Annotated in this window: 25 protein-coding genes; 9 read left to right on the top strand and 16 right to left on the bottom strand. The window is 37.7% G+C overall.

Annotation, left to right across the window (positions count from 1 at the left end):
- Window positions 1–67: 67 nt before the first annotated feature.
- The 6 genes from NSQ74_RS18660 to NSQ74_RS18685 all read right to left on the bottom strand — a co-directional run bounded on the left by NSQ74_RS18660 (window position 68) and on the right by NSQ74_RS18685 (window position 7,432).
- The gene (locus tag NSQ74_RS18660) at window positions 68–1,369 is read right to left on the bottom strand and encodes a M48 family metallopeptidase (protein ID WP_340826500.1); all 1,302 of its coding nucleotides are present in this window, start codon (window positions 1,367–1,369) and stop codon (window positions 68–70) included.
- 324 nt (window positions 1,370–1,693) lie between these two features.
- Window positions 1,694–2,503, bottom strand: a complete 810-nt coding sequence (locus NSQ74_RS18665) for a hypothetical protein (protein ID WP_340825313.1) — start codon at window positions 2,501–2,503, stop codon at window positions 1,694–1,696.
- Window positions 2,500–3,591 (bottom strand): MBL fold metallo-hydrolase, encoded by a 1,092-nt coding sequence (locus tag NSQ74_RS18670; protein WP_340825315.1) that lies wholly within the window; start codon window positions 3,589–3,591, stop codon window positions 2,500–2,502. Before NSQ74_RS18670 ends, NSQ74_RS18665 begins: the two co-directional genes overlap by 4 nt.
- Window positions 3,584–5,245, bottom strand: a complete 1,662-nt coding sequence (locus tag NSQ74_RS18675) for an ABC transporter permease (RefSeq protein ID WP_340825316.1) — start codon at window positions 5,243–5,245, stop codon at window positions 3,584–3,586. Before NSQ74_RS18675 ends, NSQ74_RS18670 begins: the two co-directional genes overlap by 8 nt.
- 193 nt (window positions 5,246–5,438) lie before the next feature.
- The gene (locus NSQ74_RS18680) at window positions 5,439–6,470 is read right to left on the bottom strand and encodes an ABC transporter substrate-binding protein (RefSeq protein ID WP_340825317.1); all 1,032 of its coding nucleotides are present in this window, start codon (window positions 6,468–6,470) and stop codon (window positions 5,439–5,441) included.
- Window positions 6,467–7,432 (bottom strand): ABC transporter ATP-binding protein, encoded by a 966-nt coding sequence (locus tag NSQ74_RS18685; protein ID WP_340825319.1) that lies wholly within the window; start codon window positions 7,430–7,432, stop codon window positions 6,467–6,469. Before NSQ74_RS18685 ends, NSQ74_RS18680 begins: the two co-directional genes overlap by 4 nt.
- A 137-nt stretch (window positions 7,433–7,569) precedes the next feature.
- Here NSQ74_RS18685 and NSQ74_RS18690 point away from each other — a divergent pair, with 137 nt between their 5' ends.
- The 4 genes from NSQ74_RS18690 (at window position 7,570) to NSQ74_RS18705 (ending at window position 10,761) form a co-directional block, all read left to right on the top strand.
- A complete protein-coding gene (locus NSQ74_RS18690; protein WP_340825320.1) occupies window positions 7,570–8,466 on the top strand; it encodes a LysR family transcriptional regulator in 897 nt (298 codons plus the stop codon).
- Between the two features lie 223 nt (window positions 8,467–8,689).
- Complete coding sequence (locus tag NSQ74_RS18695) at window positions 8,690–9,142, top strand: PTS sugar transporter subunit IIA (protein ID WP_340825321.1); 453 nt, start codon at window positions 8,690–8,692, stop codon at window positions 9,140–9,142.
- 2 nt (window positions 9,143–9,144) lie between these two features.
- The gene (locus NSQ74_RS18700) at window positions 9,145–9,408 is read left to right on the top strand and encodes a PTS sugar transporter subunit IIB (RefSeq protein WP_340825322.1); all 264 of its coding nucleotides are present in this window, start codon (window positions 9,145–9,147) and stop codon (window positions 9,406–9,408) included.
- Window positions 9,409–9,492: 84 nt separating this feature from the next.
- The gene (locus NSQ74_RS18705) at window positions 9,493–10,761 is read left to right on the top strand and encodes a PTS ascorbate transporter subunit IIC (protein WP_340825323.1); all 1,269 of its coding nucleotides are present in this window, start codon (window positions 9,493–9,495) and stop codon (window positions 10,759–10,761) included.
- 73 nt (window positions 10,762–10,834) lie between these two features.
- Here the strand turns inward: NSQ74_RS18705 and NSQ74_RS18710 are convergent, their stop codons facing one another.
- Both NSQ74_RS18710 and NSQ74_RS18715 read right to left on the bottom strand, forming a co-directional pair.
- On the bottom strand, window positions 10,835–11,413 hold the full coding sequence (locus NSQ74_RS18710) for a trimeric intracellular cation channel family protein (RefSeq protein WP_340825324.1): 579 nt from the start codon (window positions 11,411–11,413) through the stop codon (window positions 10,835–10,837).
- Between the two features lie 238 nt (window positions 11,414–11,651).
- Complete coding sequence (locus NSQ74_RS18715; RefSeq protein ID WP_340825326.1) at window positions 11,652–12,572, bottom strand: helix-turn-helix transcriptional regulator; 921 nt, start codon at window positions 12,570–12,572, stop codon at window positions 11,652–11,654.
- A 160-nt stretch (window positions 12,573–12,732) separates the two neighbouring features.
- On the opposite strand from NSQ74_RS18715, the gene modA reads away from it, so the two are divergent.
- On the top strand, window positions 12,733–13,518 hold the full coding sequence (gene modA, locus NSQ74_RS18720) for a molybdate ABC transporter substrate-binding protein (RefSeq protein WP_340825327.1): 786 nt from the start codon (window positions 12,733–12,735) through the stop codon (window positions 13,516–13,518).
- A 2-nt stretch (window positions 13,519–13,520) separates the two neighbouring features.
- Window positions 13,521–14,177, top strand: coding sequence for a molybdate ABC transporter permease subunit (gene modB / locus NSQ74_RS18725; protein ID WP_340825329.1), 657 nt, complete (start codon window positions 13,521–13,523; stop codon window positions 14,175–14,177).
- A 197-nt stretch (window positions 14,178–14,374) separates the two neighbouring features.
- Here modB and moaD read toward each other — a convergent pair whose 3' ends face one another.
- The 5 genes from moaD to NSQ74_RS18750 are packed head-to-tail and all read right to left on the bottom strand — an operon-like array spanning window position 14,375 to window position 17,887.
- Window positions 14,375–14,608: a molybdopterin converting factor subunit 1 gene (moaD, locus tag NSQ74_RS18730; protein WP_340825331.1), complete on the bottom strand. Its 234-nt coding sequence runs from the start codon at window positions 14,606–14,608 to the stop codon at window positions 14,375–14,377.
- Entirely contained in the window at window positions 14,601–15,083 is a 483-nt protein-coding gene (locus NSQ74_RS18735) for a molybdenum cofactor biosynthesis protein MoaE (protein ID WP_340826501.1), read from the bottom strand. Before NSQ74_RS18735 ends, moaD begins: the two co-directional genes overlap by 8 nt.
- Entirely contained in the window at window positions 15,083–15,604 is a 522-nt protein-coding gene (gene mobB, locus NSQ74_RS18740; protein ID WP_340825332.1) for a molybdopterin-guanine dinucleotide biosynthesis protein B, read from the bottom strand. Before mobB ends, NSQ74_RS18735 begins: the two co-directional genes overlap by 1 nt.
- Window positions 15,568–16,857, bottom strand: a complete 1,290-nt coding sequence (locus NSQ74_RS18745) for a molybdopterin molybdotransferase MoeA (RefSeq protein WP_340825334.1) — start codon at window positions 16,855–16,857, stop codon at window positions 15,568–15,570. The genes mobB and NSQ74_RS18745 overlap by 37 nt, the downstream gene beginning before the upstream one ends.
- 13 nt (window positions 16,858–16,870) lie before the next feature.
- Window positions 16,871–17,887, bottom strand: a complete 1,017-nt coding sequence (locus NSQ74_RS18750) for a thiazole biosynthesis adenylyltransferase ThiF (RefSeq protein WP_340825336.1) — start codon at window positions 17,885–17,887, stop codon at window positions 16,871–16,873.
- Window positions 17,888–17,994: 107 nt separating this feature from the next.
- Here NSQ74_RS18750 and NSQ74_RS18755 point away from each other — a divergent pair, with 107 nt between their 5' ends.
- The 3 genes from NSQ74_RS18755 to moaC are packed head-to-tail and all read left to right on the top strand — an operon-like array spanning window position 17,995 to window position 19,557.
- The gene (locus NSQ74_RS18755) at window positions 17,995–18,489 is read left to right on the top strand and encodes a MogA/MoaB family molybdenum cofactor biosynthesis protein (protein ID WP_340825338.1); all 495 of its coding nucleotides are present in this window, start codon (window positions 17,995–17,997) and stop codon (window positions 18,487–18,489) included.
- Entirely contained in the window at window positions 18,486–19,082 is a 597-nt protein-coding gene (gene mobA / locus NSQ74_RS18760) for a molybdenum cofactor guanylyltransferase (RefSeq protein WP_340825340.1), read from the top strand. The genes NSQ74_RS18755 and mobA overlap by 4 nt, the downstream gene beginning before the upstream one ends.
- A complete protein-coding gene (moaC, locus tag NSQ74_RS18765) occupies window positions 19,075–19,557 on the top strand; it encodes a cyclic pyranopterin monophosphate synthase MoaC (protein ID WP_173478390.1) in 483 nt (160 codons plus the stop codon). The genes mobA and moaC overlap by 8 nt, the downstream gene beginning before the upstream one ends.
- A gap of 49 nt (window positions 19,558–19,606) precedes the next feature.
- On the opposite strand, the gene moaA is transcribed toward moaC, so the two are convergent.
- From moaA to NSQ74_RS18780, 3 genes are read right to left on the bottom strand one after another with little or no spacing between them, the layout of a single operon-like run.
- A complete protein-coding gene (gene moaA, locus NSQ74_RS18770; protein WP_340825343.1) occupies window positions 19,607–20,623 on the bottom strand; it encodes a GTP 3',8-cyclase MoaA in 1,017 nt (338 codons plus the stop codon).
- Window positions 20,624–21,442: a formate dehydrogenase accessory sulfurtransferase FdhD gene (fdhD, locus tag NSQ74_RS18775; protein ID WP_340825345.1), complete on the bottom strand. Its 819-nt coding sequence runs from the start codon at window positions 21,440–21,442 to the stop codon at window positions 20,624–20,626. It abuts the gene before it with no gap.
- Window positions 21,443–21,454: 12 nt separating this feature from the next.
- Window positions 21,455–21,802, bottom strand: a complete 348-nt coding sequence (locus tag NSQ74_RS18780) for a DUF2294 domain-containing protein (RefSeq protein ID WP_173478387.1) — start codon at window positions 21,800–21,802, stop codon at window positions 21,455–21,457.
- Window positions 21,803–22,057: the final 255 nt, after the last annotated feature.

Below are 22,057 nucleotides of genomic sequence, written 5' to 3' on the forward strand. Positions count from 1 at the left end.
TAGAATACCCAACTTATTCGCCCAAAAAACCTAGACCTTCGTGTATTGTTGTGACTTTCAAGCAAGTCTATTTGCTTTTTTTCTGCTCTTCCTTTAGCGGCTTTTCATTTTTAGGTTCTTCCGTTTCCGCCACTTTCATAATTCGATCAAGCATTGTCGGATGTGTATAGCGGAACCATTTAACAAGAAGTGGTGGGTTGACTTCACTTAACCCTGATATCGTAAGCTTTTGGAATGCCGTTACCGCTGCCGTGCGATCACCCATCAATGATATGGCATAATTATCCGCTCTCGTTTCCTGATATCGTGATACATAGTTAGATAACGGACTCGAAGCAAATAATAAAAAAGATGTAATGAGTAAAAATAGTGGCAAAGAATTGATGTCACCCATTTTCGTAATTTTCAATGCATGTCCGTACCGAGCAATCGCCCACCTCATACTTTTCGCTGTTATCCATAGCCCTATTAAGGTCAATATTAAATAACCCGCAATACCAAAATAAATATGCTTCTCAACATAATGTCCCATCTCGTGTGCCATGATAAATAAAATTTCATTATCTGTTAAGCGATTTAATGTCGTATCCCAAAGTACAATTCTTGAATTACTACCGATACCCGTAACATAGGCATTTAGGGCATTTGTCTTTTGTGCCATATTGACTTCATAGACATGCTCTGCCGGAATATTAGCTTGATCAGCTATTGCTAAAATTTTCGTTTCTAGTTCTTTGTTTTTTAACGGATAAAAATCATTGTACAACGGATCAATGACAACGGGCTGAAGAAACATGACAAAAATCGTAAAGGGAATCGTTAATAGCCATGCATATAGCCACCATCTCTTCACGCTCTTTTTAATCAGCCAATATATTACTGATACGACAATAAAGGTCATTCCAAAGTTGATCCAAAAATCAATAATCCCATCTCGCATCCATGAGGCAAAGGCCTGTGTACTTATTCCATAGCTTTTACTTAAATGATAGCGATAGTATTCAATTGGGAAAAGCACTACATAAAGCAAAAATGATAACAAAAATAAATAGGCAGCATTTTGTAGCAGTTTCCATTTTGTTTGGGAAGTCGCAACTTTTTCAAAATAACGAGACACACCCATTAACAAAATGACCATATAAACGAGCCATTCAAACGGTGTTACTACAAAGAATAGGAAATTTCGTATTTTTGAATATTCACCACTTAAGTTTAATTCTTTTTCAGACATAAACATGACTGGGTCCGCAGCGGTTCCTTGAAACGCCCGCGGTATTGTGCCACCGCCACTATGAAATATATACCAGTACATGCAAAGAACATAAGCACCAAATAATAGTAGCGCAACAATTCCCATTTTTTTCGCTATGTTATTTCCCCCTTACTCCACACAAAGTTCGTCCTATAGTAAGTGTAAGCTAATTTGAAAAAGTTAGAACAAACTTTATGTGTTTTTATTTCATCTCAAAAGAGATTGTCCATTTTTCACCAATAGAACAAACAGATGTATGTCTACTATCTTTTACCGTAACACCATATTAATTACCTACTATGCTGTACAAATATTTTACTGACTAAAGGCTAGAAAATGATAAATAAAAAAATTTCGTATGCTTCTACCGGTTGCTTTGTCGCTATCCGTAGAAGTATCACGAAATTTTTTATGAAATCTTATTGAATCTTAATTGAAATATTACTTTTCCATTACAAACGCCGTTTTCCCACGCTGATCCGCACTTAGAAAACCTGCTGCTTCTAGATGTTCACGCCATACTTTTTCAATCGATGCAGCTTTTGCAGCATTGCTTTCTTTTGTCGATAGCTCTATCATAATTTCACCTTGATAATGCCAAACTTCAATATCTGCCTCATATCCTGCATAGCTTCCTTTATATGTTGTTGCCTTGGCAGGTCCATACACGACCGCCTGTGATAACGTGTTATTAAACCAAGTAGCAGAGTCCCAATTTAAAATTTTCTTTGGCACATTGTCTAAAATTATTTTTTTTGCAGCACTTGAATCCACAGCATCGTAGTTAACTTTAGCAGTTTCCTTCAAGGACTCTTTTCGACTAATTGTAAACGTACGATTACCGCCCTTAATATCCATTTCAAATTTATAGTTGGACTCGTCACCTGTAAAGCCGTGACTTTCAGTTATCGCAAGTGCTTCTTCAAGTGGTGTATTGAGAAATCTCTTTTTATACGTAATGTCAATTTTATTGCTATCTTTATAAACACGCAAACGATTGTTATAGTCCGCACTTAGAAAATCTTTACTTTGTGTATCGAAGTAATAAATTTTCACTTCATCTTTTTTAGTAGCTGTAAAAAATTTCAAAATGTCCGACTCATTGAACAGCTCTGATTTTAAATTATATTTAATCTCATGCTCGGGCTCAATGGCCGCTTTTGCCTGTATAGTATTCAACATGCCAATAGTACATAATACCAATCCCATTACGCCTAGTTTCATTGCAAGCTTTTTCAAATAATTTCTCATATATTTTCATCCTCATTTCCGATTATTTTTAAAAGTGTCGTTTCTATATTTGTTAACTGACTGTGAAAATAGATGGTTTTATGAGCATTTATGTGCTTTGACAGCACGATAGTATCCTGATAATCAGGATGTGTTTTGTAGAAAAAATGTTTTATTTGATTTGGTGCTAATTGTTGCATGTAATTGCCTTTATTAAAGTACCCTGTAAAGATTACAATTGCTGATGGTAAATTAGTTAGTAGCTTCGTAATTGTTCCTTCATCTCGCTCAGGAACAAAATAAATAGCGTTATCTTCCATTATCATCTTTTGTAAACAGTGACTTCTGAATGACGGCAATAGCTTAGTAGATACAACATTTTCGGGCGCATCGTAATACTCTTCAAAAAAAGGAAAAAAATCATTATCGATAGACACCTTTCTTGTAGTATGCTCAAAAAGGTAAAACGCAATATCAGCAGTTTTGCCAGAATAGGAAGAAGGAAAAATAATTGGTCTACTATCGTTGGCATCGATAAAATCCGCTAATTGATGCAATATTTCTTTGTTGTTAATGTGCTTTTCAAAATGGCCGCTATCTATGAACGCAACGTTATAATCATTCTTTCCCATCATCGGAAGATTCGCCTTTAATAGATAGGAATCCATCACGTAATCTCCTGAAAAAAATATCACCTCCTCTAAAAATCGAATGCTGTACCAAACGCTCCCTATTAAATGTCCGCTATAGCCCCATTGAAAAGAAAGATTATCGTTAATATTTATCCAACTGCCAATCGACTTTGGTTCAAACGTTTGAATATTTTTAAAAGATTGCTTTAATTGTTTCGCTGTTATTTCACTCATAATGAGTTGACCATCGTAGCCCAACTGTACAAGTAAAGGAAGCGCACCTACATGATCAATATGGGAATGAGAAATAAACACTGCATCTAGTTTTGCCACATGAGCTGGTGATAAATTTGGCTTTGTTTTTTCACTATTGTTCATAACACCACAATCTAGTAAAATAGCACGCCCATCTTTTTCGAGATAAAAGCAGTTACGACCATACTCCCCAACTCCTCCTAAAATTTCTATATTAAGCACCTACGTGTCCTCCCCGTTTTTGAAGCCAATCTAATAGGAACATAAAAACAACGGTCATAGCGACTGTAATAACCGCAACAGCCATTCCTAGCCCAACATTGCCTTGTTCAAATTGGCTGTAGATAAACGTTGCTCCTGTCTCAACTGACGGTGGCAAAATAAGGAGACCTGCGACTAGCTCACGCATTGAAATAATAAATGTCATCATCATGCCAGCAAGTATTCCCTGCATTAACAGTGGGATGAAAATATATCGATACATGTCCCAACTATTTCGTCCAAAAATAGCAGCTGATTGGAAAATAGATTGATCTAACTGTGAAAATGTAGATTTTGTATATTGCACAGAGTATGGTAGGAAAAGCACACAATACGTCACAACTACCATTGTCTTTGTATTGTAAATCGTCGCTGGTAGCCAAGGTGCATTCCAAAACATAATTAAACCGACGACAAAAACAATTCCAGGAATAATATTTGGCATTAAGCTAAAGAAATCTAACATTTGTTGCTTTTTCGTTTCACCCTTTTTAATGTATAGTGCAATAAAAAAACCAATGATCGCTGTAATAACGGCAGTTAAAATTGAAAAAACAACGCTATTTAAAAATGCTGCTAACCCAGCGCTTCCGCTAGTAAACACAGCCTCATAAGACGCAAAACTGAAATTGCCGGCACTTAAACCATCTCCACGAACCTTTTGTAACGAAGTCACGATAATCGAAAAGTATGGAATGCCGATTGCAAACAATAACACAAAACCTACATAAAACCATGCACCAAGCTTAATAAACCATTTATCTTTTATGTCACGAACAGCGGGTGTTTTTCCTGAAAGCACGCTATATGTAAACTTTCGTCCGATAAGATTTTGAACATACCAAACAACGAGACACACTGAAAGTAAAAATAATGAGAGCGATGTTGCCATACGAATATCTACTGGCCATCTTGAAAGATAAGAGTGAATTTCTGTCGTAAAAACTTGAAATCCGATGCGACTTCCAAACGTTGCAGGCGTCCCAAATTCCGCCAGCGTTTTAATGAAAATCAGCAATACTCCTAGAACATAGCTTGAAACGAGTAAAGGCAATATAACCCGCAGCCAATTTCTTAAAGAGCTGCGGCCAAAAATAAGTGCAGCATCTAAAAATGAACCATTAATTCGAAGCAACGTATTTTTCAGCATTAAATATAAAAAAGGAAACAGGTGCAGACTCATAACCATGACCATACCAAATAAAGAAAAAAAGGCATTTGATAACCAAGCGGTCCCCGGTACTAGCTGCTGTAAAAAACCATTATTTTGCATAAACAATATCCATCCCATAGAACCGATATAAGGCGGTGTCATAAAAGGAATCGTTAAAATAATATCTAGCCAATCATATTTATGTAAGCTTGTTTTTGTACGAATTAATGCCATAGGCAATGCTAGTATCGTCGTCCCTAAAATAACGAATATACCTAGCAATAAAGAATTGCCTAATGTCCGCCATAAACGATCATTGTCAAACATTCTACTAATTTGTGAAACGTCAAAATGACCATCATGGACAAATGTATAATAAACAATGGCTATTAATGGCGCGATAGCAAACGTTGCGACAATCGTCAATAAGAGGCCAAAAGTGCGTTTGCCTTCCATGATCATCGTTGCATCATTCCTTTCTTAGAAAACATAGTATAGATAGTCCAAATAGAACATAATTGTTATTTTGAAAAAAATCCGCAATAGTCAGTGCTGTTTCTTAAAGACTGATTACTGACTAAAAGCGAATTTTTGCTCAACAAGTTAATCGCATCATCTAAAAGGAAAGATGCTTTTTGATTCCTTCGCTGGCCTCTTAACGGAAAATATCATTAAACTTCGTTAATATATCAAGCTGCTTTGACTCTGAACCTTTCCAGTTCACATGTAACTGTGGAATTTCATCTAATGCAGCACGATCTTTTACAGCTATTTCGTTATTACCTGGCAGTAAATAAGCATCTGTAACTAGCTTTTGTCCTTCATCTGAAAGTAGGAAATTGACGTATGCTTTTGCACCTTCAACATTTTTAGCATCTTTCATAATACCTACCGCTCGAGGACTTACAACAGTTCCACTCTTCGGATAAACAATTTCTACTGGCTCCCCACTCGCTTTTGCTTTATAAGCCATATAGTCTACGCCTGAGATTGTTGCATTTTTATCACCTGTAATGACTGCATCTAATGCTTCCTTATTTGCACCATTCACTTGTAATCCATTGTTTTTCCATAATTGGATTGTATCCCAAGCAGTTTTTTCAGCTTCAGTATAGCCGTAAATAAAATCGACAGCAGAACCTGACAAACTTGGATCAGGAATATTCATTTTTCCTTGCCACTCTGGTTTAGCTAAATCTGTCCATTCAGTTGGAATGTCTTTTGTATTTTTCGTATTGTAGGCAATACCTAATGCTGAGGCGCTATAGCCATAGTAATAGCCCTCTACATCTGACCAATCACTATTCATTTTCGTAGCATTTTCTGCCTCTTTATAGCTATGTAGCTGATTTGATTCCTTTAGTCCGTCCATTGATGCCACAGAAGCTAATACAACGATATCTGCCACAGGATTATTTTTCTCCGCTTCTAAACGAGATAAAATTTTGCCTGTTGTGCCTTGAAACATTTCTACTTTTATGCCCGTTTTTTCTTCAAAAGCTTGTTGTATATTGGCAGCCAACCCATCTGGACCAGCTGAATAGACCGTTAATGTTTGCACTTCTTTCGGCTTTGCGCTTGCTGCCTCATTATTGACACTGTCAGCTGATTTATTATTGCCGCACCCCGCTAATGTTAATGCTACAAGAACCCCAGCAGTTGCTAGTAATTTGAAACGTTTTTTCACGTTAAACCCTCCAATTGATATATTTGTTTTGTATCTACAAAAACTTCAAGTTGCTTGCCTTGTTCCAGTGGCACGGTTTCATAAAAGCTCCATTGCTTTCCTTCTACTTGTGCCTGTACTAAATATCGATCCCCAACAAAAGTACTTTTCACAATCATCGCTTGTTTCGCAATAGTTCCAGGATATTGTTTTCTCGATACACCCTCTGGACGTACAATACAATTACCTTTATCAAACCAATTAACCTTGCCTATAAAATCCGCTACATAAGGTGTTGCTGGTGCGTGATAAATCTCCTCTGGTGACCCAACCTGTGCAATTCTACCTGACTCCATTACAATAATTTGATCTGACATAGTCATTGCTTCCGTTTGATCATGTGTTACAAAAATCGCTTGGCAATCTAGTTCATGGATAATATGCATAATTTCATCCTGCATTTTTTCTCTAAGCACTGCGTCTAGTGCTGATAATGGTTCATCAAATAAAATTAACTTTGGATTCGTTGCCAGTGCCCTCGCAAGTGCTACCCGCTGTTGTTGACCACCCGACAATTGTCCGGGCTTGCGATTTTCATATCCCTCCATGTTCACCAAACGCATAACATCCGCTACCCGTTCTGGTATTTCCGCCTTTGTTACAATTCCTTTTAAACCAAATGCGATATTCTGGAAAATGGTCATATGCGGCCATAGCGCGAAATCTTGAAAGACCATGGCGATATTGCGTTTATTTGGTTTGACATTTTTACGAAGCTTAGAAGAATAAATGATTTTGTCATCGAATGCAATTTCACCATTTGTTGGTTTCTCAAGGCCAGCCAATATTTTTAATAATGTCGTTTTACCACAGCCCGATTGTCCTAATATTGTAATGAACTTACTGTTTAATTCCACATTAATGGGCCATAGCGCTTGCGCATGTCCATATTTTTTCTCTACATTTGTAATTGAGATTTTCATTGTATCCTCCTCATCTATCTCTACTATAGTTTCCAGATATTTAGAAAATATTAACCTACTATTAATATGTCGTTAAAAAAAATCTAATAAACTAAAGTTAATGCAATAGTTTATCGAATTTACTTTAGGAGGCTAAAATGAATCATCTTAAATTACAGGCATTTTGCTTACTCGTCGATTTTAAAAAATTAGCTCCCGTCGCTAAAGAGCTAGGTATTACCCCACCCACTGTCTCCTTTCATATTCGCTCGATTGAAGAAGAATACGGTGTACGCTTGTTTCGGACAAATGCAGGTGGCTATCGTTTAACTGAAGCGGGAGAAGGGCTTTTTCACTATGCACGCCAAATAGTACAATTACAAAACGATATGGATCGCTTCATTGAAAATCTATTAGCAGGTAACGTTGGTTCCATTCGTTTAGGTGCAAGTGCACTACCTGCCCATATTTTTATGCCTGAAATTATTAACCAAATCTCTACGGCTTATCCAGACATTCGAATTTCCTTAGAAGTAAAAACAGCACCTGAAATCGAAAAAATGGTAGCCTTGCAGGAGCTTGACTTTGGTTTAATAATGGAAACAAAGCAACAAAACCCAACACTTTCCTATGAAAAGATTGGTGAAGATTCGCTCGTTTTGGCTTTAAGCCCTAGTCACGAACTTGCAGCAAAAAAAGACATCTCACAATCAGATGTCCTTAAAAACAAAGTATTATTACACACTTCATCTAGTTCAACCAACCATTTTATTGAAAAATGGCTAAACCCATTTCAACCATCTTTTAATACAATTGAACTCGATTCTGTAAGTACGATTAAAAAAATGCTGACATTTGGTAAAACAATTGCATTTCTGTCTGTTTCCCTTATTGAAGAAGAATTACAATCAGGCTTATTAGTGAAGAAAGACTTACATGATATAGCACTTAAACGGAAAATTCAGCTTATATACCCTCAGTCCAGACTAGACAATAAGATTGATGGATTTGTCAAAAAAGCCATTTACGATTTAGCACGAAAAATCCAGTCATAATACCCTTCATTTTAATTAATCAACTTGACTCACAGATACAAAACATCTGTGAGCTCTCCCTCCCCTATATGCACAAAATAGCTTCAGAAGCGGCTTATTCCACACTCTCTCCCTTTTCAACAAATTCGTTAAAAATATTCGGCAATCTGACATAATTTCATAGTATGCATTAATAACATGGATAGAAGACATGTTGATTGCTAATGAAAGGAGGGATAACAACTTGCTTACCGAGTTACTCAATATAGATACAATTCAAATTGTTAACAAAGTAGCTAACTGGCAAGAGGCTATATACGTCGCAGCATCACCACTAATACAGCAAAACAAAATAGAAAAGCGCTATATCCAAGCCATGATACAATCCATCGAACAACACGGCCCATATGTCGTACTTACACCTAAAGTTGCAATACCACATGCTCGTCCATCTGATGGAGTAAATGAATTATCGATGAGCTTATTAAATCTACAAAACCCTGTACTATTTGGAGCAGATAAACCTGTATCACTAATTATCGTTTTAGCGGCTACTGATCATACAACGCATTTACAAGCTCTAGTTGATTTAACACAAGTGTTACAAGAACCTAGTCAAATCGACAATATTATTGGATGTCAGCGTCCAGAATGCATTATGGAGAAAATAAAAAAATATGCTACAGAGGAGCAATGATGATGAAAATTTTGGTCGTTTGCGGAAACGGCTTAGGCAGTAGCTTCATTATGGAACTGAATGTAAAAAAAGCACTACTTGAACTCGGAAAAGAAGCAGAGGTAACGCATACAGATTTAACATCTGCAACGGCAGAGAAGGCAGATATTTATATCGGTGCAGGAGATATTGTAGATCAATTAGATAATGGTGTGAGAAAAATCGTTCGTATCGTCAATATGATGAGTATTCCAGAAATAACATTCAAGCTTGGGCCGCTGCTTTAGGAAAAATTCATTTTACGTTAATAGTCCGTGAGATTATATATTTTCAAGTTTAGTTTTTAAAATTGGATAGGATGAGGTGTTGGTATGTTAGATGTTATGATGAATGACATTTTAGGTACACCAGCAATACTAGTCGGCCTATTTGCGCTTGTCGGCTTACTAATCCAAAAAAAGTCCGCTTCAACTGTTCTTTCAGGTACTTTAAAAACCATTATGGGCTTTGTCATTTTAGGTGCAGGTGCAGCCGTTTTAATTGGCTCTTTAACTCACTTTAGTAAAATGTTCGATCATGCCTTTCAGGTTCAAGGGGTTATCCCCAACAATGAAGCCATTGTAGCCGCGGCGCAAACGACTTTTGGGACATCCACTGCCATGATTATGGTGTTCGGTATGATCATGAACTTATTGCTAGCGCGATTTACGCCTTTAAAATATATTTTTTTAACTGGGCATCATACATTATTTATGGCGTGTTTAATCGCGGCTTCGCTCTCGGTTGGTGGTATGAGTGGCATACCGCTTATTATTACCGGATCAATATTATTAGGTATTTGTATGGTTATTTTCCCTGCCATTTTACAGCCTACAGTGCGCCAAATTACAGGTAGTGATGATTTCGCAGTTGGACATTTTGGAAGTATAGGTTACTATGTATCTGCTAAAATTGGGCAGCTATTTGGCAACAAAGCTAAAACAACTGAAGCGATTCAAGTACCCAAGTCACTAGGATTTTTAAGAGATACATCAGTAGCCATTTCCTTAACAATGAGCATATTTTTTATTGTAGTGGCATTATTTGCAGGTCGCTCTTATATTGAAGCACAATTATCAGGTGGATCAAATTTCATTGTTTTTGCAATTATTCAAGCGATTACCTTTGCTGCTGGTGTTTATATTATCCTTGCAGGCGTGCGCATGCTAATTGCTGAAATTATCCCGGCATTTAAAGGCATTGCCGACAAGCTCGTGCCAAATGCTAAGCCTGCATTAGATTGCCCGACGATTTTCCCATTCGCACCAAATGCAGTTATCATCGGCTTCCTCTTTAGTTTTTTAGCTGGTTTATTGTCCATGTTCGCACTCCCACTTATTGGGCTAAAAGTCATTATACCAGGTCTCGTGCCTCACTTTTTCACTGGTGCAGCCGCAGGCGTTTTTGGAAATGCAACAGGTGGTCGAATCGGCTCGATGGCAGGTGCCTTTGCCAACGGTTTAATCATCAGCTTCATCCCTGCTATTCTACTTATTTTCATGGGTGACATCGGCTATGAAGGAACAACATTTGGTGATTCTGACTTTGGTATTGTAGGTATTGTCATTATCAATATTTTAAAATTATTTGGTGCAGTGTAATAGTACCTCTCTATACTAAAAGTCTCGTTCTAAATATAAGAACGAGGCTTTTTTAACTGTTTAATTGTCAGAATTATTTGCGTGCCTGGCACTTCAAAACAGAAAACATTCGAATCATCACTATGAAAAACACGATTACTGATAATTCAAGCGGGCTGTCCCACCCTGCCCATATACAGAGTGCACATACTATTGTTAGTACAGCATGAATTTCTTCTCTTAATGCAAGTGGGGTTCTCCCAGCTAACAAATCACGAATCATGCCACCACCAACACCCGTAAACATAGAAGCAATAATAATGATGCCGATGTCGTGCTGTAAGCTTTTTGCTAACAATCCGCCCTGTATAGCAAAAGAAGCTAGGCCAATTGAATCAAAGAAATAGCCCCAGCGGTTCCAGTGATGAATCCAATTCTTTTTGACAAATAAAATAGTCGTTAGCGTAGCTAAAACAACTAATAAAGAATGACGATCCCATATATCTGACACAGGTATATCCAGTACAACATTACGGATAATGGAACCACCATAAGACGTAGTAAGACCGAGCACAAATATACCAATAAAAGAATATTTGGCCTGTATCGCAACAAATGCACCACTTATGGCGTATGCAATCATGCCAATGATGTGTAATACTGTCCAGGTCACATAATCCAGCCCCCTTTTTTATATACAAAAAAGCCCGCCCATAAAATAGTTGCGCATTAACAACGCAAGCTATTTTATGGCGGGCTAATATCATAGCAGTAATACCTACTAATTTATCCATCTCACCATATATCGTGAAAATTTTATAGAGGCTGTGCAATATCCAAATGACACAACGACCATTAAATTTACTAGTTAAAATTGTAATTGATTTTTATCATAAACTCAATATGAAATTTTATGATAGCGTTTCATACATAACTTGCCCCATTTGAGAGACGTCATAATCTCCTAATGCAGCCACTTCAGATTGGAAATCAGGTGCATTTAAAATCTCCTTCACCGCATCAATTAGTTGTCGGTTTTCAGGCGTTTTTAATAACACAATATCATAACGCTCTTTAACAACTGGAATAAAATCGACATCAATGAGCTTGGCGATTTTTTCAATTCCTATCCCAACATCAGCGTGTCCATTGGCGACAGCAGAAGCAACATCAAGATGGCTCATTTCTTCACGGGAATAGCCTTCAATAGTGGTCGGTACAATATTATGAACACGCAATTGCTCATCTAACAAAGTGCGAGCACCTGAGCCTTTCTCACGGTTAATGAAGTTAAATGACTTTGTTTGAAAATCTTCAAATGTGCGGATTTGCAATGGATTCCCTTTTTGAACATAGAAACCTGCTTTACGTGATACTACATTCATGAGGACAAACGGATGGCTCACAAAGATTTTCTTTACATAAGGCGTATTATAATCTCCTGTATCTCCATCAAACATATGTAAACTCGCAATATCACAGTCTCCATTATACAACGCCATCACACCATTAAAACTACCTTCATGTGAACGCAACACTTTCGTAGACTGCCTTTTCTCAATATATTTGGCTAAAATATCTAATACTAAATCTTGTCCACTTATAATTATTTTTGAATAATTTTTAGTCTGAGTTGCTACGGATGTCAATGACGCACTACCTGTTTTTCGTTTTTGTATATAGGCTTGTAAGTCAGCACGATCTACCCGCATTTGCCTTCCTACACGGAAGACTGGCAATTCTTCCTTTTTCACTAAATCATAAATCGTCAATTTCGAAACTTTTAATAATTGTGCAACCTCTTCAATCGTATAGGATTGTTCTTGTGACATAAAATTTCTCCTCCTATATACCTCTATTTACATGGTAACGTATTTATAGCTTTATGAACATCTTGAAATTTTCTACCAAATCTATCTTTCTTTTTTACTTATAACTGTTTATAATTTGTTATGTCTTGTTATAACGAGTTATAAAAGGAGTATTATCATAGTGAAAAAATTTTATAGTTTATTTGCGACACTAGCATTACTAGTTGGGCTACTTGCAGCCTGTGGTAACCAAGAAAAAGAGGTGACAGCAAACGAACCCGTTGAATTAACGATTTCTGCGGCAGCTAGTTTACAGGATGCCTTAGAAGAACTTAAAACAACTTATGAAAAACAACACGATACGATCAAAATCCTCTATAACTTTGGTGGTTCTGGTGCATTACAGCAACAAATTTTACAGGGTGCTCCTGCAGATCTTTTCTTTTCAGCCGCGGAAGATAAATTCGATGCGCTTGTAGAAAAAGAAATGATTGATCAAAAGCAAGGAACGGATCTTTTAGCCAATGAATTAGTATTAATCGTTCCTAAAAATAATGAAAAACAAATCAAATCCTTTGAAGATTTACAACTAGCAGGAAAAATCGCGCTTGGTACACCCGAAACGGTTCCTGCTGGGCAGTATGGCGTCGACACATTAAAAAATATGCAACTTTGGGATTCACTTGAATTGAAAGTGGTGTATACAAAAGATGTGCGTCAAGTACTTACTTACACAGAAACAGAAAACGTAGATGCTGGAATGGTTTATAAGACAGATGCCCTTGTCTCCGATAAAGTTGATATCGTTGCGACTGCTGATAAAGCTATGCATGCACCGATTATTTATCCTGTAGGTGTCTTAAAAGCGAGTAAGCATGCTCAAGAAGCGGAAGATTTTTATCAATTTTTACAAAGTGACGAAGCAATGAATATTTTTAAAAAGTATGGGTTTAAAGGAGCTCACTAAAAATGAGTACCGATTTTTGGTCTCCACTTAAACTTTCAATTGAAATTGCCTTTGTTGCGGGAATTCTCGCTATTATAGCAGGAATTTTACTGGGGAAATGGATGGCAACCCATCATTTTAAAGGGAAGCTATTGCTAGAAACCGTGTTGCTCTTACCTTTAGTATTACCTCCTACTGTAGTAGGTTTCCTGCTCATCGTTATTTTTGGGAAAAACAGTTTTTTTGGAAATCTAATTGTATGGCTTTTCGATCAGCCAGTCATATTCACATGGTGGGCTGCTGTTATCGCTTCTACGATTGTTGCCTTTCCTTTAATGTATCAATCAGCTAAAACGGGCTTTGCCTCTGTTGATCGCGATATTGAAAATGCAGCACGTGTAGATGGGGCTAACGAATGGCAAGTCTTTCTTTATGTGTCCATACCCCTTGCTTTAAAAGCGCTTGTATCTGGCGGGATTTTAAGCTTCACACGAGCTTTAGGTGAGTTTGGAGCGACATTAATGTTTGCGGGGAATATTCCAGGGAAAACACAAACAACACCGCTAGCTATTTATATGGCGATTGATTCGGGAAACATGACCCTTGCCTGGACATGGGTTTTGTGTATGATCGCTATTTCCTTCCTTTTACTTCTTAGTATCCATTTGCTAAAAGTATAAGAGAAAAAGTGTTAGATTGACCGCAATCAATCTAACACTTTTTTTGCTGTGCCGTTGTTGTTCGTTACGGCGGATGCTTTCCTCACTTAGCACACCGTAAGACGTGTGTTATGCGTTACTGCATAGCTTCTTTCATGTTACATAGCGAAATTTACTAACACGATTAAAATTTTACGTTTTATCCCGCTCTTTTGTCTTCATCCCCCACTGATGGGTGGGATAAAGGCGATAGTGTCTCCCGATTTGACGATTGTAGTATCCGTTGCAAATTCCTCATTTACTGCCGTCATTATTTGTTGTAATGATAGCTGTGGATAGTGCTCTTCCATCCACTCTTTCAAGTGAGCAACCGTCACATCTGACAGCTCTACAGTTAGCTTTGATTCACCAACCAATTCCTGTAGATGTGCAAATAATAAGATGTTAATCACACTTTTCCTCCTCCTCCTGAATAACTGGTTCCCCTTGCGGATAAGGGATATTTTCTAATTGATCACCAATCCATTCTGTCCCGTCTTCCCAATGTTCTTTTTTCCATATAGGAACAATTTGCTTAATACGGTCAATCGCATATTCATTTGCCAAATATGCGATTTTACGATGTGGTGATGACACCGCAATTACGACCGCAATATCAGAAATAGCTAAGTGCCCTACACGATGGGAAATGGCTATTTTTACTTCTGGCCATTGCTCTTGTATTTCCTTCGCAATCTGTTCAAACATTTTTATCGCCATCGCAGGATAGGCTTGATATTCCAAATGCAATGTTTTTTTACCATTTGTCATTTCACGCACTGTGCCAATGAATAGTGTAATAGCTCCAGCATTTCGACTAAGTACTTTTTGTCTTACTTGCTCTACATCAATCGGTTTATCAATAATTTCAAACAACGGTGCCGTCATCATTTCCCCCTCATTTCTTTCAACAAAAATTCCATATATTGTGTTTCATCATGTATCGAATACGCTGGGATCGTTAGGGACGAATCGAGTGGATAGCTTGGCCAATAGATTACACAAATAATATTGGTTACTTGCTGTAGTAGCACATGATCCTGTGCTGTTCGTAGAAGCACAGCCTTTGGATAATGTTCGTATTTATACCCTTCAATCAAAATGATATCCATTGGAAAAGAAGCATAAATCGCTAGTATCTCAGCCAGTTGCCAGTTATTTTGGTGAATACTCATCCGTAAAGTACCCTCACCCTCCACTGCTGTGATCATCGCACCCGCCTGCTCATGCCGGCTACTATCTTTCGAATTTTCAACCATTGGCACACCACCATGTCCGTGATGCTTAATCGTTCCTACTCGTAGCCCTTCCTTTGTAGCTTGCTTAATCAATTGCTCCATCAGCGTCGTTTTTCCACTATCTTGATAACCAACTATCTGTAAGATTTTTCGATGTTGTCCCAAGGCCATTCACTTCCTTGCAAATCTTCTAACAATAAAACTGCTACTGACATGTCCTTTTCATAGCCTCGTGAACCACCAGGTAAGACGATGAAAGCATTGGCTGACGCCAACGAAGAAACTGCACTCGATTTGTCAAAGCCAGATGGTACTGTTACTAGCTTACCTTCTTCATAATAGGCTTGTGCGCGTACAAAACGTGTAAAGGGATTTGGCTTTGTAAAATCCGCCCCTAAAATCGCTTGCGCTCTACGTAAATGGGGTTGAGCATTACTATATGCAGTGCGAATAATCGGGCGTACAAAAAGTTCAAAGCCAACGTAGCAAGCTGAAGGATTCCCCGAAAGCCCAAACAATAATTTGTCGTCGCGAACAGCCACCGTTGTCACACTACCTGGACGCATCGCCACTTTATTAAACAGTACGTTTGCATGAATCGCTTCGTAAATGGCTGGTAAATAATCATAATCACCTACAGAAACGCCTCCCGTTGTAATTAGAATATCTACTTCCTGTAAGGCGTTTTCAACGTTTTTAATACATAACTCAAGGTCATCGCTAAACTTGCCGTAATATTTTACTTGTGCTCCAGCCCGCTCAATTTGCGCCATCATCATATAGGCATTACTATTTCGAATTTTACCGGGCTGTAAAGATTCGCCTGGCTCTAGTAATTCGCTACCAGTTGCAATGACACCAATGACCGTTTTACGATAAACAGGTACTTGCTCATAGCCAAAAGTAGCGAGTAATGCCATTACACCTGGGTTAATATATTGACCTTTTTCAATGAGAATAGTGCCTTGCTGTACATCTTCCCCTTTATAGGAAATGTTTGTCCCTGCTTCAAAAGATCGTTTAATCGACATATACTTTTGATGATCTTCTTCAAAAGTATGGGTTAATTCTAGCATGACCACTGCATCACACCCTTGTGGTATAGGGGCCCCTGTCATAATGCGGACAGCTTGTCGTTCGCCTACTACTTCGTCATAGACATAGCCTGCGCCAATTTCCCCAACAACCTGAAATTGAACTGGATGCTGCGAAGAAGCTTCTTTGCTATCGACGGAACGAATGGCATAGCCATCATATGGTGAACGGTCAAAAGCTGGTACATCATGATCGGCCCTAATAGCTTCTGCAATAAAGCGACCATGGGCTTGCGTTAATGACACAAGCTCTTTTTTTGCTTGAAAAGCATAGTCCATTACACGATGAACAGCTTCTGCTACTGGAATTGGTTGTCTTTTTTCTAGCATTTTACACACTCCTTTAACCTAATAAACGATAGTAAATGGTTTTAGCTTTTTGTATATCTTGTACACCATGAATTACAACTCGCCCATCTTGGAAAATGACGATTCGGTAATCGTCAGCTTGGCAAGAAAGCAAATAAGGATTCATCTGAATTTCACCATAGGCGCGAAGTTGGTTTGCCAGCTGCTCGAATTGATAGTGAATCGGCTTTGGTGGTCGAATTTGGATTGCATCCCGTCCACAAAGTATTTGTAATTTAGTTTGATTTTCATAGGATAAATAAGGATATATTGGGTGATTACCACAAGATGGACAATCGGACTGCCTTATTTTATCTACATTGATTTCATAGTGTTGATTTTGCCAAACATCAAACGTTAAGTAGCTTTTTCTTAATGCTTTCTCATCACCAACAAGCAATTTTAAAACTTCTGCCACTTGATAGGCAGCAACAATTTGGACCGTTGGGCTAATAATTCCTACCGTATCGCAAGTCATCCCAGTATGGGGCATTACTTTTAATAAGCAATGCAAACAAGGTGTTTTGCCAGGTACAATCGTATAAGTCGCACCATAACTTCCAACACAAGAGCCGTAAACCCAAGGAATACTATATTTTTGAGCAAGGTCATTCATAAAAAAACGAACATCAAAATTATCAGTCGCATCGACCAACACATCTACATCTTTTAACAATGGTAGCAGCGACTCTGTACAAGCATCCATAATGACGGCATTGATTTCTACTTCTGCATTAATTTGTTGAAGACGATTTTTAGCTGCAATGACTTTCGGCATTTTCTCTTGTGCATCTAGCTCTGTATACAATTGTTGTCTTTGTAAATTACTCCACTCTACATAATCACGGTCAATGAGTGTCAGTTTGCCAATACCCGCACGCACAAGCGCTTCAGCACTAGCACTCCCTAATGCACCCGCACCTATTATTAGGACATGTTTTTGTTGGATAGAAGCTTGCCCTGTTTGGCCGATAGGATTAAATAATTGTTGTCTAGAATATCTATTTTGCATAAGTATATGGCCTTTCTTTCTATGAATTTTCGTTTGACCTTTTCATTTATAGCATTATAATAAAGGCAATGTTTTTAAGTAAAACACGTTCGAAGGAGGTCTTTACTGTGCATCCCACACATCATCAGCAACCAATACAAGTTGCTATTTTAACGGTCAGTGACACACGCACAAAGGCAGATGATCATGCTGGACAGCGTATTCAATCATTACTTCAAGAAGCTACATTTGTCGTTGTGGACTATCAACTAACAAAGGATGAGCCACTGGATATCGCTAGTCATGTAAAAAAATGGTGCAGTGATTCAACAATTAATACCATTATCGTCACGGGTGGAACAGGTTTTACACCAAGAGACCAAACTTACGACACCATTTTGCCTCTTTTTGAAAAAGAAATGATGGGGTTTGGTGAATTATTTCGAACACTCAGCTATGAAGAAATTGGCCCAAGAGCGATGTTTAGTCGTGCTACTGCTGGGAGTCTTCAACAAACAGCCATTTACGTTTTACCAGGCTCCACAAATGCGGTGACACTGGCTATGACGAAGCTCATATTACCTACTGTCAAACATTTTGTTGGTGAGTTGAATCGCTTATGAAAATGAAAATTGCTGGTATTGTATTAGCTGGCGGTCAATCCTCTCGGTATGGTAAACCTAAAATGTTTGAGATGTTTGCTGGGCAACCTTTATATAAGCATAGTCTCATAGCGTTGCAAAAAAATCAGCTATCCCCTCTCATCATTGCTACAAATGCGCACTTACAATATCAGTTTGAAGAGGAAAACGTCCACTGGATCATCGAAAAGCAACTACATCAAGGACCTCTTTTTGCCTTGCATCATATTATGACAACCTATCCTGATGTGGAATGGTTTTTTGTCGTAGCAAGCGATATGCCTTATATGAATGCTGATTTTATCCAAAAAATGGTCACCTTCATTAATGACGATTATGATGCGATTATTCCTTTACAAGCGCTACGCGATCAACCATTAGCTGCATTATATCGCCGTACAGCTTTATCCAAGGCACAACAATTAACGGAACAAAACAAACGAAGTATGAAAGTGCTGTTAGCGCAACTACGGGTTTGTTATGTCCCTTTTGATGATGATAACTCAACATTTATCAATATTAATGCACAGCAAGATTGGTCAAAAACAAATAAAAAGGAGTCTAACAATGAATAATTTTACACACTGGAACGACGAAGGTCGTCCAAAAATGGTTGATATTTCAGAAAAGGAAATCACGACACGTACTGCAATTGCTCGTAGTATCATAACTTTATCTGATGTTGTCTATGAAGCCATCCAACAAGGTGACATTAAAAAAGGTGATCCAACGCAAGTTGCTCAAATTGCAGGGATTATGGGTGCAAAAAAAACCGCAGATATCATTCCCATGTGCCATCCCATCATGCTACAAGGCACAGATTTTCAATTTAATTACGAAAAGGCAGAGAACGGCTATGAGCTCCATATCCAAGCTACGGTCAAATGTAGTGGGAAAACTGGTGTTGAAATGGAAGCCCTCACTGCTGTTTCTATTGCTGCATTAACTTTTTATGATATGTGTAAAGCAGTTGATAAAACAATGGTCATTAAAGAAACCTATCTTGTTGAAAAAACTGGTGGGAAAAGTGGCACTTTTGTGCATAAATAAACAGAAAAATTCGGCATTATTTTGCCGATTTTTTCTGTTTTTTTATACGCTACCCTCCAATATGAGACATTTCAATTTTTGAATTTTTCCTTTTTGCCATTGTTTGCTCATTACGTTCATCTGAATAACGATCATCTCTTGTTTCCCATACTTTTGTAATACATTTGATAATGGCAGCATCATCTTGCCCTGATCGTAACAGCTCTCTTAAATCCGTGCCTTCTGTTGCAAATAAACAAGTGTATAATGTTCCTTCTGCCGAGAGACGAGCACGTGAGCAACTGGAACAGAAAGAATCCGTAACAGACGAAATTACGCCAATCTCACCTTGTGCGTCTTGATATTGATAACGTGTTGCCACTTCCCCTTTGTAATTTGGCGCTGCTGGCTGTAACGGTGAAAATTGATGAATTTGCTCAATAATGTCCTTTTTGGACACAACATCATCTAAGCGCCAACCATTTGAATTTCCTACATCCATATATTCAATAAAGCGTAAAATATGCTGTTTTTCTTTAAAAAATTGTGCCATTGTAACGATATCTTGATCATTCTTTCCTTTTTGCACAACCATATTAATTTTCACTTGTAAACCCGCTTCTGCAGCCTTTTCAATTCCTTCTAACACCGATAATACTTTGCCACGACGACCATTCATCTCAGAAAAACGCTCATCATCCAGTGAATCGAGACTAATTGAAACGCGAGATAAGCCAGCTTGTGCTAATGGTTGTGCAAATTTTTTTAATAAAGAACCATTTGTAGTTAATGCAATATCTTCTATACCTTCTATGCGGTGAATGCGCGCAATTAATTCAGGTAAGTTACGACGAAGTAAGGGCTCTCCGCCTGTAATCCGCACCTTTTTCACATTTAAAGAAACAAAGATTTTTACTAATCGTTCAATCTCATCAAAAGTTAATATTTTATTAGACGGTAAAAATGCGTAATCTGGACCAAATACTTCAGCTGGCATACAATAGCGGCAACGAAAATTACAACGATCTGTTACGGATATTCTTAAATCTCTTAAAGGTCTATTTAATTGGTCTTGTAGATCATGCATTTAATCTCCTTCTTTCAGTGAATTGTGAGCAGGTAATAGGATACGTTTTGGATGTGTATAAATATTCAGTGTATGTTGTCGGATAAATCCTACCGTCGTAATGCCAAGTTGCTCTGCTAATTGCAATGCTAATTCAGTTGGTGCTGATTTAGATAGCACAATTTCACAGCCTATTTTGGAGACTTTTAGTAAAATTTCAGACGATATCCGTCCGCTAAAGACGATGATTTTATCTTGCATACTAATATTGTTACGGAGGCAATAGCCGTAAATTTTATCTAACGCATTATGACGTCCTATATCCATGCGACTTAAGACAATGCCATTGACATTACATAGTGCGGCATTATGCACACCACCCGTTTTCTTAAAAATGTTTGCACCGTCCTGCATCTCATGCATTAAACGAAAACAATCCTCGGTCGTCATTTGCACATGAACATCTTCCATTTTTTTCGCTACTAATGCATCATTGGTAAAAACAAATCCTTGCCGACTCATGCCACAACAAGAGGTAATATAACGTTTATTTTGCGTCTGTTGGTAATAGGGATTGACATGTTTTGTTTTAATATGCACAAAGCCCTCTTTCTCTTGGTGCCAAATTTCCTCAATATCCTCAAAGCTACGTATCACTCGTTCAGAAGCTAAGTAGCCGATAACCATATCTTCCACATACTCTGGTGTACAAACCATCGTAACAAACTCTTGCTGATTAATTTTTACAGTCACAGCGTATTCTGAGACGATTAAATCATCTATTTCTTTTACTTGCTGGCCTTCTACACGCGTAATTTTCCTTGTTATTGCTCGATCCATAAGGCATCCCCTTTACACACTGATATTTTTTTCAAAAACAAAGACGGAAATCGCAAAATCCTCTTCAATTTTAATATCTGAAAATAAGTGCAGTAATTTGCTGCCTATCAATTCTTCCATTCCCTCGGGTGGTGATTGTGTATATAAATCCTGAATCATACTCGTCCTTGCAGCATGTACCATCTTTAGCCCCTCGGGTGTACTGGCAATAAATTTTTCCGTCGGTGTGATATTTCCGTATAAAGTCGATACAGCCATATTCTCAACAAAAACAGTATGAATACGCTCTGGTCCTTTTCCAAATACTTCTTTTCTTAACTTTCGAATCATATCATTAAATTCATGTATTTTTTTAGACATAGCAACGATTCTCCCATCGTAAATAAACTTTTTTTATGCAAATTGATATGAGGTCACCCTTACAGTTTGTTAATGATATAGCAACTTGAAAAAAATTAAAAGAGATAATATTTTTTGATAATCATTCTCATTTAATAAATTTTATGATTAATATTGTTCATTTTGAAGGATACGTCTATAATAATACATATCACAAATGGAATTGATTTATTTTAATCCCTATCTCACGATGTTGCATAGTGTTTTTAATATTTG

The sequence above is a fragment of the Lysinibacillus sp. FSL W8-0992 genome (assembly GCF_038008685.1).
Classification (GTDB): Bacteria; Bacillota; Bacilli; order Bacillales_A; family Planococcaceae; genus Lysinibacillus.

Excerpts from the sequence above, each read along its gene's own strand:
- NSQ74_RS18665 (WP_340825313.1), bottom strand. The coding sequence starts at position 2,503 with ATGAGAAATTATTTGAAAAAGCTTGCAATGAAACTAGGCGTAATGGGA.
- NSQ74_RS18675 (WP_340825316.1), bottom strand. The coding sequence starts at position 5,245 with ATGATCATGGAAGGCAAACGCACTTTTGGCCTCTTATTGACGATTGTC.
- NSQ74_RS18685 (WP_340825319.1), bottom strand. The coding sequence starts at position 7,432 with ATGAAAATCTCAATTACAAATGTAGAGAAAAAATATGGACATGCGCAA.
- NSQ74_RS18690 (WP_340825320.1), top strand. The coding sequence starts at position 7,570 with ATGAATCATCTTAAATTACAGGCATTTTGCTTACTCGTCGATTTTAAA.
- NSQ74_RS18700 (WP_340825322.1), top strand. The coding sequence starts at position 9,145 with ATGAAAATTTTGGTCGTTTGCGGAAACGGCTTAGGCAGTAGCTTCATT.
- NSQ74_RS18705 (WP_340825323.1), top strand. The coding sequence starts at position 9,493 with ATGTTAGATGTTATGATGAATGACATTTTAGGTACACCAGCAATACTA.
- NSQ74_RS18715 (WP_340825326.1), bottom strand. The coding sequence starts at position 12,572 with ATGTCACAAGAACAATCCTATACGATTGAAGAGGTTGCACAATTATTA.
- modB (WP_340825329.1), top strand. The coding sequence starts at position 13,521 with ATGAGTACCGATTTTTGGTCTCCACTTAAACTTTCAATTGAAATTGCC.
- NSQ74_RS18735 (WP_340826501.1), bottom strand. The coding sequence starts at position 15,083 with ATGACGGCACCGTTGTTTGAAATTATTGATAAACCGATTGATGTAGAG.
- mobB (WP_340825332.1), bottom strand. The coding sequence starts at position 15,604 with ATGGCCTTGGGACAACATCGAAAAATCTTACAGATAGTTGGTTATCAA.
- NSQ74_RS18745 (WP_340825334.1), bottom strand. The coding sequence starts at position 16,857 with ATGCTAGAAAAAAGACAACCAATTCCAGTAGCAGAAGCTGTTCATCGT.
- NSQ74_RS18750 (WP_340825336.1), bottom strand. The coding sequence starts at position 17,887 with ATGCAAAATAGATATTCTAGACAACAATTATTTAATCCTATCGGCCAA.
- mobA (WP_340825340.1), top strand. The coding sequence starts at position 18,486 with ATGAAAATGAAAATTGCTGGTATTGTATTAGCTGGCGGTCAATCCTCT.
- moaC (WP_173478390.1), top strand. The coding sequence starts at position 19,075 with ATGAATAATTTTACACACTGGAACGACGAAGGTCGTCCAAAAATGGTT.
- moaA (WP_340825343.1), bottom strand. The coding sequence starts at position 20,623 with ATGCATGATCTACAAGACCAATTAAATAGACCTTTAAGAGATTTAAGA.
- fdhD (WP_340825345.1), bottom strand. The coding sequence starts at position 21,442 with ATGGATCGAGCAATAACAAGGAAAATTACGCGTGTAGAAGGCCAGCAA.
- NSQ74_RS18780 (WP_173478387.1), bottom strand. The coding sequence starts at position 21,802 with ATGTCTAAAAAAATACATGAATTTAATGATATGATTCGAAAGTTAAGA.